General features: G+C 57.5%; 12 protein-coding genes. 3 read left to right on the top strand and 9 right to left on the bottom strand.

The genetic code is table 11. The features are described 5' to 3' along the window. Nucleotides 1-66 precede the first annotated feature (66 nt). Nucleotides 67-1,707, top strand: coding sequence for a CPBP family intramembrane glutamic endopeptidase (locus L6439_RS05890; protein WP_213468837.1), 1,641 nt, complete (start codon nucleotides 67-69; stop codon nucleotides 1,705-1,707). A 65-nt stretch (nucleotides 1,708-1,772) separates the two neighbouring features. On the opposite strand, the gene L6439_RS05885 is transcribed toward L6439_RS05890, so the two are convergent. From L6439_RS05885 to trxA, 5 genes are all read right to left on the bottom strand, one after another. Next, complete coding sequence (locus tag L6439_RS05885; RefSeq protein WP_213468836.1) at nucleotides 1,773-2,606, bottom strand: phosphoenolpyruvate hydrolase family protein; 834 nt, start codon at nucleotides 2,604-2,606, stop codon at nucleotides 1,773-1,775. Next, entirely contained in the window at nucleotides 2,603-3,835 is a 1,233-nt protein-coding gene (locus tag L6439_RS05880) for a Tm-1-like ATP-binding domain-containing protein (protein WP_213468835.1), read from the bottom strand. Before L6439_RS05880 ends, L6439_RS05885 begins: the two co-directional genes overlap by 4 nt. 108 nt (nucleotides 3,836-3,943) lie before the next feature. Next, a complete protein-coding gene (locus tag L6439_RS05875) occupies nucleotides 3,944-5,143 on the bottom strand; it encodes a phosphoenolpyruvate hydrolase family protein (protein ID WP_168180888.1) in 1,200 nt (399 codons plus the stop codon). Nucleotides 5,144-5,510: 367 nt separating this feature from the next. Then, the gene (gene uvrC / locus L6439_RS05870) at nucleotides 5,511-7,676 is read right to left on the bottom strand and encodes an excinuclease ABC subunit UvrC (protein WP_168180887.1); all 2,166 of its coding nucleotides are present in this window, start codon (nucleotides 7,674-7,676) and stop codon (nucleotides 5,511-5,513) included. Between the two features lie 185 nt (nucleotides 7,677-7,861). Next, entirely contained in the window at nucleotides 7,862-8,182 is a 321-nt protein-coding gene (gene trxA / locus L6439_RS05865; protein WP_168180886.1) for a thioredoxin, read from the bottom strand. A gap of 250 nt (nucleotides 8,183-8,432) precedes the next feature. Here trxA and L6439_RS05860 point away from each other — a divergent pair, with 250 nt between their 5' ends. Beyond that, on the top strand, nucleotides 8,433-8,582 hold the full coding sequence (locus L6439_RS05860) for a YqzM family protein (protein ID WP_087440790.1): 150 nt from the start codon (nucleotides 8,433-8,435) through the stop codon (nucleotides 8,580-8,582). Between the two features lie 84 nt (nucleotides 8,583-8,666). Next, entirely contained in the window at nucleotides 8,667-8,909 is a 243-nt protein-coding gene (locus tag L6439_RS05855; RefSeq protein ID WP_168180885.1) for a hypothetical protein, read from the top strand. A gap of 142 nt (nucleotides 8,910-9,051) precedes the next feature. On the opposite strand, the gene L6439_RS05850 is transcribed toward L6439_RS05855, so the two are convergent. The 4 genes from L6439_RS05850 to abc-f form a co-directional block, all read right to left on the bottom strand. After that, nucleotides 9,052-9,477 (bottom strand): MarR family winged helix-turn-helix transcriptional regulator, encoded by a 426-nt coding sequence (locus L6439_RS05850; RefSeq protein ID WP_168180884.1) that lies wholly within the window; start codon nucleotides 9,475-9,477, stop codon nucleotides 9,052-9,054. Nucleotides 9,478-9,573: 96 nt separating this feature from the next. Beyond that, complete coding sequence (gene dnaI, locus L6439_RS05845; RefSeq protein WP_213468834.1) at nucleotides 9,574-10,530, bottom strand: primosomal protein DnaI; 957 nt, start codon at nucleotides 10,528-10,530, stop codon at nucleotides 9,574-9,576. A gap of 71 nt (nucleotides 10,531-10,601) precedes the next feature. Then, nucleotides 10,602-12,113: a DnaD domain protein gene (locus L6439_RS05840; protein ID WP_168180882.1), complete on the bottom strand. Its 1,512-nt coding sequence runs from the start codon at nucleotides 12,111-12,113 to the stop codon at nucleotides 10,602-10,604. Between the two features lie 160 nt (nucleotides 12,114-12,273). Then, nucleotides 12,274-14,004, bottom strand: coding sequence for a ribosomal protection-like ABC-F family protein (gene abc-f, locus L6439_RS05835; protein WP_213468833.1), 1,731 nt, complete (start codon nucleotides 14,002-14,004; stop codon nucleotides 12,274-12,276). Nucleotides 14,005-14,138 lie beyond the last annotated feature (134 nt).

Genomic DNA, 14,138 nt, shown 5'->3' with positions numbered 1-14,138 from the left:
GGACTTTCCGGCAAGAGAGTGGATACAATAATGATAAGCACCGGAATTGTGAACGGAGGTCGCGCTATGCCTGTGTCCCATCGCGTAACGAAACGCCTATTGCTGGCTTCGATCATTGGATTTATAGTGTTTGTGCTCCTGCAGATTGTTATTCCTTCGCTTCAGGAAGCGAGCCGGACCGGGCCAGAGCAAGAGCGAGCGCTTCTGACGAAGCGCCAGGCTGCCGAGCGGGCGCTAGAGTATGTGAAGGGCGAGCCGTGGAGAAGCCGGATCGTCCTGTCGGAACAAGAGCCTACCGTCGTCTACAAGACCGACAGACTCGCCTCCGGCTATATCAACCGGGAAAGGCTGGCGGACAGCTATGCTCCTTGGGACAACCAGGCCCCGATAGACATTTATCAAGTCCTGCTGGAAGCCGCGGCCCCGGACGGGAAAGGCATTTTTAAGGTTGACGTACATATGACGAGCGGCAGCGTAGTGGGATATGAATTGGCCGCCGTACCGGGAAGTCTGCGGCCGGAGGCTCCGGCGCTCGACGAAATGACGGCGCGGCCGCTTGCCGCCCGCGAGCTGAACGCGCTTGGCTGGGACCCATCCAAGCTGATGCCGCAGAGCGTCGACCCCTCTTGGCCGGATGAGCTTCGATATACCGTCAAGGAAGGCGAGATCGGCGCGGCCCGGCTAGAGCTGTCCGTTCGCATGCGCGGAGATCGCGTCGTGGCGCTGCATCCCGTCTGGAAAGTTCCGGGCGACTATGAGGCCCTAGATCAGGCTCAGGCCGAGACAGCCGGCTCGGTGTACCGCATCGGCTACCGGTGGATCTCGTTCGTGTTCAGCATACTCGCCCTATGGGCCTGCATCTACTACCGTCGGCAGATCCGCTTCCGCTCGGGCACGCTGATCGCGCTCTCGCTCCTGTCGTGCGCCATCTCTGTGCTTCATCTATGGAATATCATGCCCGGACTGGCCGTCCTGCAGTTCGGAGTGCCCCGCACGGAACTGAACCTTACTGCCGCGCTCGTAGTACAAGGGGCCATTATGGTCATTCAAGGACTGTTTCTTTATTTTTCGCTTGTGTCAGGCTCCTATATGTGGAGACAGGAGAGACGGGACGAGCTGCTGCCCACTTGGCGCGATCGGTCATTCGGCGCCGCCTTGACCGGCTCCTTCCGTCTCGGAACGCTGTATGCGGGCGTACTGCTCGGCGTACAGAGCGTCATCTTCCTGACGCTGGAGATCGGCTTCGGCGCCTGGGCGGCTACCGATGCCTCCCTATCTCCGCTCAATCTGACCGTGCCGGCCCTCTATCCGCTTCTCGCCTGGATGGCGGCGATCTCAGAGGAGGGCGTTTTCCGTTGGTTCGGAACCGGCCTGCTGAACCGCTGGCTTCGGAACCCGTGGGCAGCCGGCATCATTCCGACCTTGGTATGGGCCTTCGGCCATGTGACATATCCGATTTACCCGTACTATTCAAGGCCGGTGGAGCTGCTCATTATCGGCCTCCTGTTCCTCGCGATCATGCTGCGCCATGGCTTCTGGACCGCTATGTTCGCCCACCTCATGCTCGACAACGTGCTGATGAGCATATCGTATCTGCTGGAGGGAACGGCAGCCGGCCTCGGGCTCGGCGTATTCTATCTGGCGCTACCGATGCTTATCGTGTACGGCGTGCGCCATCTCCATCGGTATAGCGCAAGGTTGCAATAAAAAAGACGTGTGCGGCTTGAAACGGCCTTGCAGCGGTTCAACCGTACACGTCTTTTTTCACGCGCTTACTTGTTCAATTTTACATTTTTGAACGCTTCGGCTTGCTGGCGGATGCCAACCTCGGCGGCGAACCGCTCGATGCTCGAAGCGCCGAAAAATCCGTCGATGCCGGTCGTATGCTCGAAAATATAGCGGGCATCCTCCGGCTCCGCAATCGGACCGCCATGGCAAATGACCAAAATATCCGGATTGACCGACCGGCCCGCGTCAGCGATAGCCTGGATTCTCTTGGCGCAATCGTCAAGAGTGAGCGCGGTCTTCGCGCCGATCGTCCCTTTGGTCGTCAAGCCCATATGCGCGACCAAAATATCCGCGCCCGCCTTGGCCATCTTGATCGCCTGCTCCTCGTCGAATACATACGGCGTCGTGAGCATATCCAGCTCATGGGCCTTGCGAATCATGTCCACTTCCAGATCATAGCCCATGCCCGTCTCTTCCAGATTCGCCCGGAAGACGCCGTCGATCAGGCCGACGGTCGGGAAGTTCTGCACGCCCGCGAAGCCTTGCTCCTTCAATTGCTTCAGGAACACGTCCATGATGCGGAACGGATCGGTGCCGCACACGCCCGCCAGCACCGGAGCGCGCTTCACGACCGGCAATACTTCCGCCCCCATATCGACGACGATCTGGTTGGCGTCCCCGTAAGGCATCAATCCTGCCAGGGAACCCCGGCCGGCCATTCTGTATCTTCCCGAGTTGTAAATGATAATCAAATCGACGCCGCCCGCTTCGCCGCTCTTGGCTGAAATCCCGGTTCCCGCTCCGGCGCCCAAAATCATGTCTCCATTAGCGACTTGCGCTTTCAGTTGGCTGATGATTTCCTGACGAGTTCGTTTCATTTTGCATCCTCCTCTTGTGTGTGCTTCCGCATCAGTTCGACCAGCTTCCGGGCTGCGGCCAGCGCAAAGCTCTTGTCATTGATGTCCGCATCCAGTTCGATGAGCTCTACGGCATTGCGGTCAATCTCCTGTCTCAGCGTGTCGAACAACGCCCGATCCTCTTCCGGTCCGTAGAATGGCTGCCCTTCCACATCCAGACCGGATACGCCCTTCAATGGCAGCATGAGCGCGGTCGGGGCGGTCGCCTCATTCAACTTCCCGGCGATAATTTTGCCGAGCTCTTTATTTTCCTCCACGGTTGTTCTCATCAACGTGACGGTCGGATTATGCTTGTAGAACGTTCGATTCGCGAACTTCTCCGGCACCGTGTCGAAGGGGCCGAAGTTGACCATGTCCAGCGCTCCTGTCGATACCACTTGAGGCACATGCGCCCGCGCGGCCGCCTCAAGCCGGTTCGGTCCGGCATTGAGCACGCCGCCGACCAGCTCGTCGCACCATTCCGTAGTCGTAATATCCAGCACGCCATCGAAGAATCCGGAATCGATCAACCGTTCCATCGTCTTGCCGCCGGCGCCCGTGGCATGGAACACGACCACTTCATAGCCTTGTTCCTCCAGATATTCACGTGCTTGATTGACGCAAGGCGTCGTCAGCCCGAACATCGTCGCCGCGATGAGCGGTTTTTTCTCTACGGCATGCTCCACCTCGAACTTCAGCATACCGGCGATCGCCAAGGCCGCGTTCGTAAATATTTTGGTCGAAATCGAGTTCAGTCCCGACACGTCGACGATAGATGGATACATCATAATATCGCTCGTCCCGACATATTGCGAGACATTCCCGGACGCGACGGTCGACACCATTATCTTCGGCACGCCGATTGGGAGCGCTCTCATTCCGGGCGTGACGATAGATGTGCCGCCGCTGCCGCCGAAGGAGATGATTCCATCGAATTTACCTTCCGCATACAGTCTCGGAATCAGCTTTTCCATGCCCTTCGCAAGGACTTCCGTTGCTAACGATCGGTCCCGTTTGGAGGCGATTTCACGAATGTCCGCTCCAGCTTCCCGCGCCACTTCTTCATTCGAGACATCCGGGACGAACATTGGCTCGAACACCCCGCTATGAATCGTAAGCGTATTCAGCCCAAGACCTTGAAGCATATCTCTGACAAAAGAAAACTCGGTTCCTTTCGAATCAAACGTTCCGACTATCGCGACTGTTTTCAATGGCATAACCTCCTCGGAAAAGTGGAAGTGTTTCAAGAATTGCTGAACTTGCTTACAACTCAAGTATAGAGCTTTCAAAAGGGCAATTCATGTGAATTTGTACGGCGTTTATGTGTTTTTGTACTGACGTCGATATTCTCGGGGGGACACCCCCGTCAGTTTTTTGAAGGTTTTGCTGAAATGGGCGTAGTCATTGTATCCGGCGAGCGCCGACACCTCGGACAGCTCGATATGGTCCTGCTTCATGAACTCCATAGCCTTGTTGATTCGGAACCTCGTCACGTATTCGGGGAAAGTGCACCCAACCTCTTTTTTGAACAAATAGCTTAAATGCGTCCGCGAAATATGGGCTACCAAAGCGAGTTCCGCAAACGAAATCTCATTCATGTAATTCGCGGCCACATACTCCTTCACGAACTGCACATAATCATAATGCTTGGCCACGCCCTCCAGCATATGGCGAAGGAGCTTATCCTGCTCGGTCAGCCCCGCCTCCTTGAACTCGCTGGCCGTCTGCGTAATCGCCGCTTCGGAAGGAATTCGCTCGAAGGACGATCCGCCCAAATAACCCACGGCTCCGGTATTGTCGTACATATACTCCACATCGGAAGGCGTGTTGACCGGCCCGCCGTAGACCATTTTCATAACGCCGGGATTGACCTCGTCGCAAGCTTTAAAAATAGCTTTTGCCAACTCCGCCGCCGCTTTGAGCGACAATACTTTTTTCGCGCCGAGAACGCCGCCCTTCGTGAAGCCCAAATGCGCGCACACGATATCCGCTCCGGCCGCGGCCATGCGCCGGGCCTGATCCTCTTCGAACACAAACGCGATCGTAAACAAGCCTTTCCTATGCGCTATCCGAATCGCCTCGATTTCAGCGTCGAAGCTAGTCCCGTCTTCCTTCAAAGCCTCACCAAAAAGACCGCCCATTAATCCGACGGTCGGATAGTTATTTATGCCAGAAAAGCCCTGTTCCCGAATCCATTCGATATATTGCTCCAATTCAATGGTCGGATCCGTCGCGCAAAGTCCAAAGATAACAGGAACCTCTCTTACGATAGGGATAATTTCCCTGGACCCGAATTCCATCACGAGATCGTTACTGTTCGAAAAGGGAAGCAGCCCTCCGAGCGAGCTCAATCCCATCTGGCGGAACCGGCCTGAATTTAGGGCCAAAATGAAATCCGCTCCGCCCTTTACCGCATATTTCGCGGTGATGCCCGCTCCGGCCGCTACGCCGATAATATGCCCGTTCGCTTGAATCTGCGCTTGCAGCTTCGTTCTAATCGTCTCGCGGTCGAAAGACATGTCAACACACCCTTTGCCGGCTCAATGCTTATTCCTTGACCAACATCATAACATTCCCCGGAACGCCGGTCTATAAACGTGAGGCCGTGATCCCATACCGTCAGGATCGCTTATCGCTTTGCATTTGTAGTTCTGCTATCCCATCTAATCAGGAACATGTTTTATAGCGGTTCTTCGATTCTGAGCGGAGGGGAGATTGCTTATAAGGAGCTGCGAACCCTGCCTGGGAGGGTCCGGCCCACCGTTCTAAGCCCAAGCAAGGCCGACCCGCCCCGGCCAAGCGGAAGCCACTACGCTGGAACCGGCAAACCTGCAAATAAAAAAGAAGCTTTGCAGGAACGGCCTGCAAAGCTTCGCTTGTTTCATTTTATTCATCATTGCCTCCATCGGCCGTCTCCATGTCCGGGGCATCCGGCTCCGCTTCATGGGGTTCCTTCTCTTGCCGGAGCGAGGCCAATATCGTGTTCGCCAGCTTCTCGCCGATCCCGACTTCCCGGAACTCCTCGACCGAAGCTTCCCGAATTTTCTTCAAGGAGCCGAAATGCTTCAGGAGCCGTTTCCGCCGCTTCTCGCCAATGCCCGGAATGGAATCGAGCGCCGAAGTGACCATCGACTTGGCCCGCCGTTCGCGGTGGAACGAAATCGCGAAGCGGTGAACCTCCTCCTGGATGCGCTGCAGCAGATAGAACTCCTGGCTGTCCCGCGCAAGCGGAACGATGGCGGGCGGGAATCCGGCCATCAACTGCGCCGTCTTGTGCTTATTGTCCTTCACAAGACCGCATACCGGGATATCGAGGCCAAGCTCATTCTCGAGCACATCAAGCGCCGCCGACATCTGACCGCGGCCGCCGTCCACGATAATGAGATCCGGCATGTCGAGCTGCTCCTTCAGCACCCGTTCATAGCGTCGGCGGATCACTTCGCGCATCGTCTCGTAATCATCCGGTCCGACGACGGTGCGCACCTTGTATTTCCGGTATTCCTTCTTGTCCGGCTTCCCGTCGGTGAAGACGACCATCGCGGAGACCGGATCGGCCCCCTGGATATTCGAGTTATCGAAGGCCTCGATCCGGCGAAGCGCGCCGATCCCGAGCGCCTCCCCGAGCCGCTGGGCTGCCCGCTGCGTCCGCTCCTCGTTCCGCTCGACCAGCTTGAACTTCTCGTCCAATGCGACGCTCGCATTTTCCATCGCCATCGAGACCATCTGCCTCTTCAACCCGCGCTTCGGCAGCAGGACCTTCACCTTCAGCCATTGCTGGAGCGCTTCCGTCGTCGCCAAGCTCTCTTCGGCATGCGGGACGGCCTCCGGCCCCTTCGGTTCCTCCCCGTTTTCCCGTTCTTCTCCGTCCGCCGAGTCCTCTGCTTGGTCCGCATCCGCACCGCTGCCGGATTCATCTGTATCTCTGTCCGGCTCTTGTCCGGCCTTCATCGCAGCCGGATCGGCTTCAGGGGCCGCCGCCAGCGCAGCCAGCCCTTCCGGATCCGGAAGCAGAATTTCCTTTGGAACCGCCGGATTCTCGCTGTAATATTGCGTCACGAAGGACATGAAGTCGGCATAAGGCTCGCCGTAGAACGGGAATTGAGTCGTATGGCGCTCAATCATTTTTCCTTGACGGATATAAAGAATCTGTACGCACATCCAGCCCTTGTCCACCGCGAACCCGAACACATCCCGATCGGCCTGATCGGATGTATTGATGTTCTGCTTCTCCATAATCGCGGCGATTGCCATCAGCTGATCGCGGTATTCCTTGGCCCGCTCGAATTGCAGTTCTTCGGCCGCCTCCTCCATTTTCCGCTGCAGTTCGCGTTTAATCTCTTCGTGCCCCCCGCCGAGAAATTTGGTGATCTCCTGCACCATGTTTTCATATTCGGATTCGGTCACCTCGTACTCGCACGGCGCCAAGCATTGGCCGATGTGATAGTATAAGCAGACCCGGTCCGGCAGCGTGGAGCATTTACGCAGCGGGTAGAGGCGATCGAGCAGCTTCTTCGTCTGCTGGGCGGCGAAGCCGTTCGGATAAGGACCGAAATATTTGGCCTTATCCTTCAGCACCCGGCGCGTCACCTCCAGCCGCGGGTGGCGTTCATTCGTTATTTTGATATATGGGAACGTCTTGTCATCCTTCAGCAGCACGTTGTAACGCGGATGATGCTTTTTAATAAGATTGCATTCCAAAATGAGAGCTTCCATATTGCTGCCGGTGACGATATATTCGAAATCGCGGATTTCCGCTACGAGTCGTTGGGTTTTGCCGTCATGGCTGCCCGAGAAATAAGAGCGGACACGGTTCTTGAGCACCTTCGCCTTGCCGACGTAAATAATCGTGCCCTCTCTGTTCTTCATCAAATAGCAGCCTGGCGCATCGGGCAGCAAGGCGAGCTTATGGTGAATCTGCTCCAGCGCCTGGGCGCGTTCGGCCAACGCTTCGGCATCCAGCTCGTCTTCCTGTTCCGGGGCATAGCGTTCATTCCAGCGGGCCTTCCACCGCTCTGCGCGCCAGTTCGGGCGGTTCTTGTCCGAGTCGCTCACGCGAGCTCCCTCCTTACGATCATTGTTCCTGCACTGCCCCTTGCACACGGGCTCGTGGCGTTGCGCAAGGGGCATGACTTCTCTATTTTATCAAAAAAGAGGACGGCGCGCTCCTGCCTGACGCAAAGAAGCCTTCCTGATTCAGGAAGGCTTCTCTTCTATCCTATGTTCGCCCGGACGGATGCTTATTGATGCTTGCCAATCAAGCCTTTGAGGGCGTCCTTGGAGTTCAGGCCGACCACTTTGTCCACTGGCTGTCCATCCTTGAACACGATGATCGTCGGAATGCTCATCACGCCGAAACGGGAAGCGGATTCCGGATTCTCATCCACGTTCACCTTCGCGATCGTAGCTTGACCGCTCACTTCTCCGTCCAATTCTTCGAGAATCGGAGCCAATCTCTTGCAAGGGCCGCACCAAGGCGCCCAAAAATCGACCAAAACGACGCCTTGCTGACCTTCTACCTCGGTCTTGAACGTCTGGTCGGACACATTTACGATAGCCATGTTAGAGAACCTCCTTTATCGTGAAAAACAGAATAGCTGAGTCAACAAGTAAAGTATACCACAAGTCGGACTTTTATGTGAAATCGGAGGGCAATGCATTTTGTTAGGAATTTGTCACACGATAAGAAGGCCCGGACTTTACAGTTCCGCCGCCGTTCGATATACTAAAGGCGTAAAAATGGGTTTTACTACCTGTCTATGTTGTGATCCGAATCATTGCAACTTGACGGACAGATGGGAGGACGCGCCAATGGAAGCCAATACGATGGATCCTCGCGAACATGTCAACGAAGAGCCAAGAAATGATTTTTCAGACGTGTTGTTCGGGTTCAACGCCATGTTCGGGTTTATGTTCGTCGTCTTCTTCGGCATGGTGATCGTGAAGTTCATAATGTCGTAACATCCAATCGCCATACGACGTTCCGCGGGCAGGCCCGGATTGCTTCCGCCTGCCGGGAACCGCGTCAAGCGGGAGCCCCGTACCGTGCAATCCGTTCCTGCGCGAGCCATAGTGACGGTCAAGCATGCATCGCTGCATGCTTTTTTTGCTGCCTTTGAAGCCTTCCTCAACCCCGGGCAAGCCGGGCGGACGAAGGCGGTTCGTTGTCCTTCATCCTCTGACCGCAATGCGGCAGGCGGCGGCCAAGGCCAGCATGATGCCCGTATAGATGCCCCAGTCAAGCGAATCGCTGATGGCGATCAGCGCCCCGCCAATGCCTACGCTTAAGCCGGGTCCGAACGAATCGACGAATTGGAGCTGGGACGATACCTCTCCTGATCTCCCCTCCCCGCAACCTATTTGCCTTGATGATAATGGTCATGGCAACTATTTGTCCATAAAAATGAAGGACCGCGCTCACGCAACCAAGCTACAGATCCTTGACATTGTTGTACATCACCGCAAGCGTTCTTCGAAAGTTGTCTACTTCCTCTTCGGTCAAGCCGGCGATCGTTTTTTTATAGGCTTCAATCGAAGGCTCCATAATCTTGTCCTTCATATCCCGTCCTTTGGACGTCAAGTAGACGCGCAAAGCCCTCCTGTCCGCCTCATGGGTGACGCGGTGGATAAAACCCTTGTTCTCCAGCTTGAACAGCATCCGCGCAATGTTCGTCTGATCCTTGTACAACCGCTCGGCAAGCTCCTTTTGCGTGATGCCCTCCCGCTCCCACAGCACGACAAGGATTTCCCATTGATCGACGGTAATGTCGAATGGGCTGACGACTTTTTGATAATAATTGTTCAATTTCAAATCTGCGCGGTGCACGATGACGCCAATAAATTGATCTAAGTCCAAAGCGGGCCTCCATGATTGATATGACGATAGTTGCTATGACCATTATAGTTTCGTCCTTTTCATCCTGTCAATGCAGCATAAAAAAAGACACGCTCATCACGTGTCTGACATTCCCCGTTTGTTGCGCCCGCTCACATGGACTATGTCCGCAAACGGCTTTATCCGGTCCATGAGGCGCTCCGCCTTATAAATATCTTCCCCGTCGCGCGTGTAGCTGAAATGCTTCAGCAGCGAGTTGGTGTCGTAATTCGACGTATAGAAGGTCGGCTTCCGGTTCATCCGGTAGTTCAAGATCGAGCCCAGCACATGATCGCGCACCCAAGCCGACATATTTTCCGCTCCGATATCGTCAAAGACGAGCAGGTCGGTCTCCTTCATCAGCTCGATCGTCTCCCGCAGCTTCTGCGGCTCCTGGAACATCGATTTGAGCTCCTCGACGAATTCCGGCATATAGACAATGACCCCGGTATAACCGGCGCGGGCCAGCTCGTACAGCACATAGCTCATCAGGAAGGTCTTCCCGGTACCGAACGGTCCGACCAGATACAATCCGTGCGGCGTCAGTCCGGATTCCTTCGCCTGCATCACATATTCCATCACTTTTTTGACCGCCGGCACCCGCTCCATATCGATCTCCAGCATCTCCCGGGCGGAATATCCCTGCTTGAGGGCCGTCTCATCCACATAGAAGGAACGGACCCGGTTATGGATCGACTGCTGGCGCTCATGCGCAAGCCACTTCTGGCACGGGACCTTGCGGTCATAAATGAACGCCTGGCCGTTGACCGTCTCCGCGCTAAGCCGGGTGTAATGGCCATGGAAATCGTTCGGGCACTGCTCCAGGCCCGGACATTGGCTGCAATGCCCCGCCTCCTTCACGTATTGGTACAATTTGTTCATATTCATGCGAAGGCTGCGCTCGTCCAGCTCGGGATGGGAGCTGCGGAATTCGGCGACGAGCGGATGGTTCATCAGCTCGGCCATCTTCTGCTCCGCTTGCGCGCGCCGGCTGCCAAGCGGCAGCTGCTTCAACAGTTCGCCTATCGATTCCATGCGGGAGCCCTCCTTATCTTCTGTCTTCGATATTTAACGTATAGAAAGCCTGACAAGCACGCCTGCCTGTCCTAGGCTTGTCCGTCCAATCTTCGTGCGAGCGCCCGTGCGGCGTCGATCTCCTCCTGCGACAGCGACGAAGACCCCTCCTGCGAGCGGGTCACGATCGGGATCGCCGGCTTCGCCGCTTTCCCGTAGCGGCTGCGCGTGCGCTGTGAAGCGGCCTTCCCGCCTGAACGGGCAGCGCCCGCCTCCTGCAGCTGCGACTGCTGGCGGATATACATCACCGCTTGCTCATAGGTGCGGACCTGCTTCACCAGCATATTGGACACAATCGCCTCGACGAAGTTGCGGTTCAACCGCTGCTCGGCCCCCTGCACAAGCATGGTCATCAAATAATGAATGAGTACGTTAATGACTTCATCCGGCAGCTTATAATTGAGATCCATCTTGGTGAACATATCCAAAAAAGAGTCCGGCACCGCGCCCGGAAAAAAACGCTCCAGCAGTTGGGTGTACGGCGTGTTGCGAAGCATCATATTGTACTGGTGAATATCGCATTTGCCATTGAACTGCGGCGGGACCTCGACATAGAATTCCATCTCGACCGCGACTTCCTCTTGCGGGGCCGCCGACTCCTCCCCGAGATGGCCGATGCGCTGCTGCTCCCGCTCCTGCCATTCGCCGCGGCGCTTGTTCTGGCGAAAGTGGAGATGCGCCCGGTGCTGCAGCTCATCGATGATGATGCGGCCGTCTTCCCCAAAAATGCCGTCTTCATCGAGAAGCCGGACGGTCTCCTGCAGCGTGAGCCCGAACTTGCGGACGACATAATTGATGACGCCGAGTCCCTCCCGGTCATAGCGCAGCCGTTCGACGAAGCTGCGGTTCACCGACTGCTTCGGGAAGCGGATAATGATATCGGCGTAATTCAAGGCCGGCGCCTCCGCTTCCTCGGCCGCCGCCGCAGGGCGGACGGACGCCCGGCTAGGGGCCACTTCATCCAGCGCCTGCTCCAGCTCGACGTCAATCACCTGCGTATTCAGGCGGAACAGCTCATAGAACGGAATCGAAATATTTTCGCGTTCCGCCTCCTTCGCCGTCTCATCGAACGGCTCGCCCGTACTGAATTGCTCCCTTAGATTCAGCACGGCATACTTGCCTACGAAGTCGCGCAGCAGCAAGGTCAGATGCTGAGTCCGGAAAAACTCATGCGGCGAAAGCGGAGGCTGAAGCTCGTACTCGTACATATACTCCTCCATGTCCGGAAGCAGCATCCGCGACGTCTGGAGCAACCCTACCGCCTCCAGCTTCGAGGTCTGTTCGACGAAGTAAGTCCGCCCCTTCTCGCTCGGCTCGACACCGAGCAGCAGGAACAGGCGGCGCTGCGCGTCGACGCCCGAATAGCCGACGCGGTCCGCAGGGGCATGCTGATACAATAAATGATATAACCCAATCGCGAATGCTCCGACCATCGGCTGATAGACGTGGGACAGCATCTTCCGATCCAGTTCGCTGAGGCTGAATTCCCGGTAGGCCACATACCGATGGTGCTCTGTAAAATGATGCATGTTGGACATTCGCATGATACTCTCTCCTTTTCATCCGTGCACGTCACGTTCACCTATTGTAACATACTTGGGGACGGACCGTCCGGGGAAAAATCCGGTGTTCGGCCCTGGCGGACGCCCGTACACATGTCCGGTCCGGCCGCCGCGGCAGCGGCAGCCGGTTCGGCTATCCCGTTCATCGCATCGCCCGGCGCAGCTCGAGCAATTCGGCATAACGCCGCTCCAGCCGCTCCTTCTCGGCCTCCTCAAGGCGAAGGGGCTGGGACAGGCGGGACAGCAGCTCGGACCATTCCAGCTCGACCTTCATCCGCTGCTCTTCCGTCCAGGCCGCTCTCTCCCGGCCGGGGCCATCGGCTTGCGCGTCCTGCTGCGGCGGTGCTCCCTGGTCGGCGTGCAGCGCTTCGATCGGCAGCAGCTCCAGCGACTGTCCGCTGAAGCGGAGCACATGCGTGGCCGTCCGTTCCAACAGCATCCGGTCATGGGTCGCGAAGAGAAGCGTTCCCGGATAGGCCGCCAGCACCCGCTCCAGCTCTTCGCGCGCCTCGATGTCGAGGTAGTTCGTCGGCTCATCCAGCAGCAGCACATTGGCTTCGCTCAGGAACAGCTTGACGAGCTGCGTCTTGACCTTCTCCCCGCCGCTTAGCTGCCAGACCGGCTTCAATGCCTCGTCCCGGCGCAGCCGCAGCCGGGCCAGCGCCGTGCGAATGGCGGTCTGATCGTAGGCGCTCGATTTCTGGACGTTGGCCAAGGCGCTCTCCTGCAGGTCAAGCGAGTACAGCTTCTGATCGAAATAGGCGACGCGCGCATTCGGGGCGAACCGTATCACAGCGGAAGAAGCTCCCTCTTCCGGACCGCCGTCCGGCGCTTCGCTTCTCTGCTTCAGCAGCCGCAGCAGCGTCGTCTTCCCCGATCCGTTCGGCCCGAGCAAGCCCACCTTCATTTGCGGACGGATCCGGAAGCTGGCGTCCCGCACCAGCTCACGCTCCCCGGCGCACAGCCGCAGTTCTTTCACCTCGAGCGCGCTCTTGCTCCGAAGCGGCCGGTGGCACTCGGCATCGAAGACGACGGGCGGAAGCTCGAACGGGCGCTCCACCTGCGGCAGCTTCGCGAGCCGCGTCTCCATCGCCTTGACCCGCTTATCCATTTTTCCCTGCTTGCGGTTGAAGTGAGGGCGGGCAGACCGAATCTCCTTGCTGGTCAACCCTTTGCGGGGCCGCGGGGTGCCGACGCCCTGCGCCATGACCCTCGTCTGGACGATCATCTCCTGCAGCCGGTCCCGCTCGGCGATATACTGGTCATACTCGCGCTGCCGCTCGGTGCGCAGCCTTTCCTTCTCTACGCGGTAATCGTCGTAGCCCCCGGCAAAAATATGGAGGCTCCCGTTCTCCACCTCCCATATTTTCGTGCACACCCGGTTCAGGAGCGTCCGGTCATGCGAGATGAGCAGCACGGTGCCGGTCCGGGAGAAATCGAGCAGCCGCTCTTCCATCCGCTTCATCTGCTCCATATCGAGATGGCTGGTCGGCTCGTCGAGCAGCAGCAGCTCGACGCCGCCCTGCAGCGCCTGTTCCAGCCGCCGCCTCGTCCGCTCCCCGCCGCTAAGCGTCGCCTCGGACGAGGCCTCTTCCCGGGTATCGTCGAGCTGGGGGACGAAGGCGCAGGACGCCATCCGCCGGACGCTGCCTTGCGCCGGCTCCACTAGCCCGGCCAATATCCGGATCAGCGTCGTCTTGCCGGCGCCGTTCGCCCCGATCAATCCGATCCGTTCCCCGGAATAGACGCGCAGCGTCTCCGGAATCGTGAACAGGCGGCGGTCTCCGGCCTCGGCGGCCAAGCCGCTCGCCTCCAATACAAGCTTGCCGGTAGGGGCCAATGGCCTGCCTTCTGTATGTCTTGCCTGATTCATAAAAAAACCTCCCTGGGATTCCAGAGAGGATAGATGATACGGCAATGCTCAAGGATGTCCGGCGCCGGTCATGATGCCGGCAAGCCGCAAAACGGCGCAGGACCCAAAGGCAGCGTCCCTTCGCAAGCGGCCGG

Origin of the sequence: Paenibacillus dendritiformis, assembly GCF_021654795.1 — a bacterium.
Lineage (GTDB): Bacteria > Bacillota > Bacilli > Paenibacillales > Paenibacillaceae > Paenibacillus_B.
This window is presented reverse-complemented; position numbering and strand designations above follow the sequence as displayed.

What these genes read in the sequence shown, in the direction of transcription:
- L6439_RS05875 (WP_168180888.1), bottom strand. Translation starts at nt 5,143, where the DNA reads ATGTCTTTCGACCGCGAGACGATTAGAACGAAGCTGCAAGCGCAGATT.
- dnaI (WP_213468834.1), bottom strand. Translation starts at nt 10,530, where the DNA reads ATGGAATCGATAGGCGAACTGTTGAAGCAGCTGCCGCTTGGCAGCCGG.
- L6439_RS05885 (WP_213468836.1), bottom strand. Translation starts at nt 2,606, where the DNA reads ATGAAACGAACTCGTCAGGAAATCATCAGCCAACTGAAAGCGCAAGTC.
- abc-f (WP_213468833.1), bottom strand. Translation starts at nt 14,004, where the DNA reads ATGAATCAGGCAAGACATACAGAAGGCAGGCCATTGGCCCCTACCGGC.
- trxA (WP_168180886.1), bottom strand. Translation starts at nt 8,182, where the DNA reads ATGGCTATCGTAAATGTGTCCGACCAGACGTTCAAGACCGAGGTAGAA.
- L6439_RS05840 (WP_168180882.1), bottom strand. Translation starts at nt 12,113, where the DNA reads ATGCGAATGTCCAACATGCATCATTTTACAGAGCACCATCGGTATGTG.
- L6439_RS05890 (WP_213468837.1), top strand. Translation starts at nt 67, where the DNA reads ATGCCTGTGTCCCATCGCGTAACGAAACGCCTATTGCTGGCTTCGATC.
- L6439_RS05860 (WP_087440790.1), top strand. Translation starts at nt 8,433, where the DNA reads ATGGAAGCCAATACGATGGATCCTCGCGAACATGTCAACGAAGAGCCA.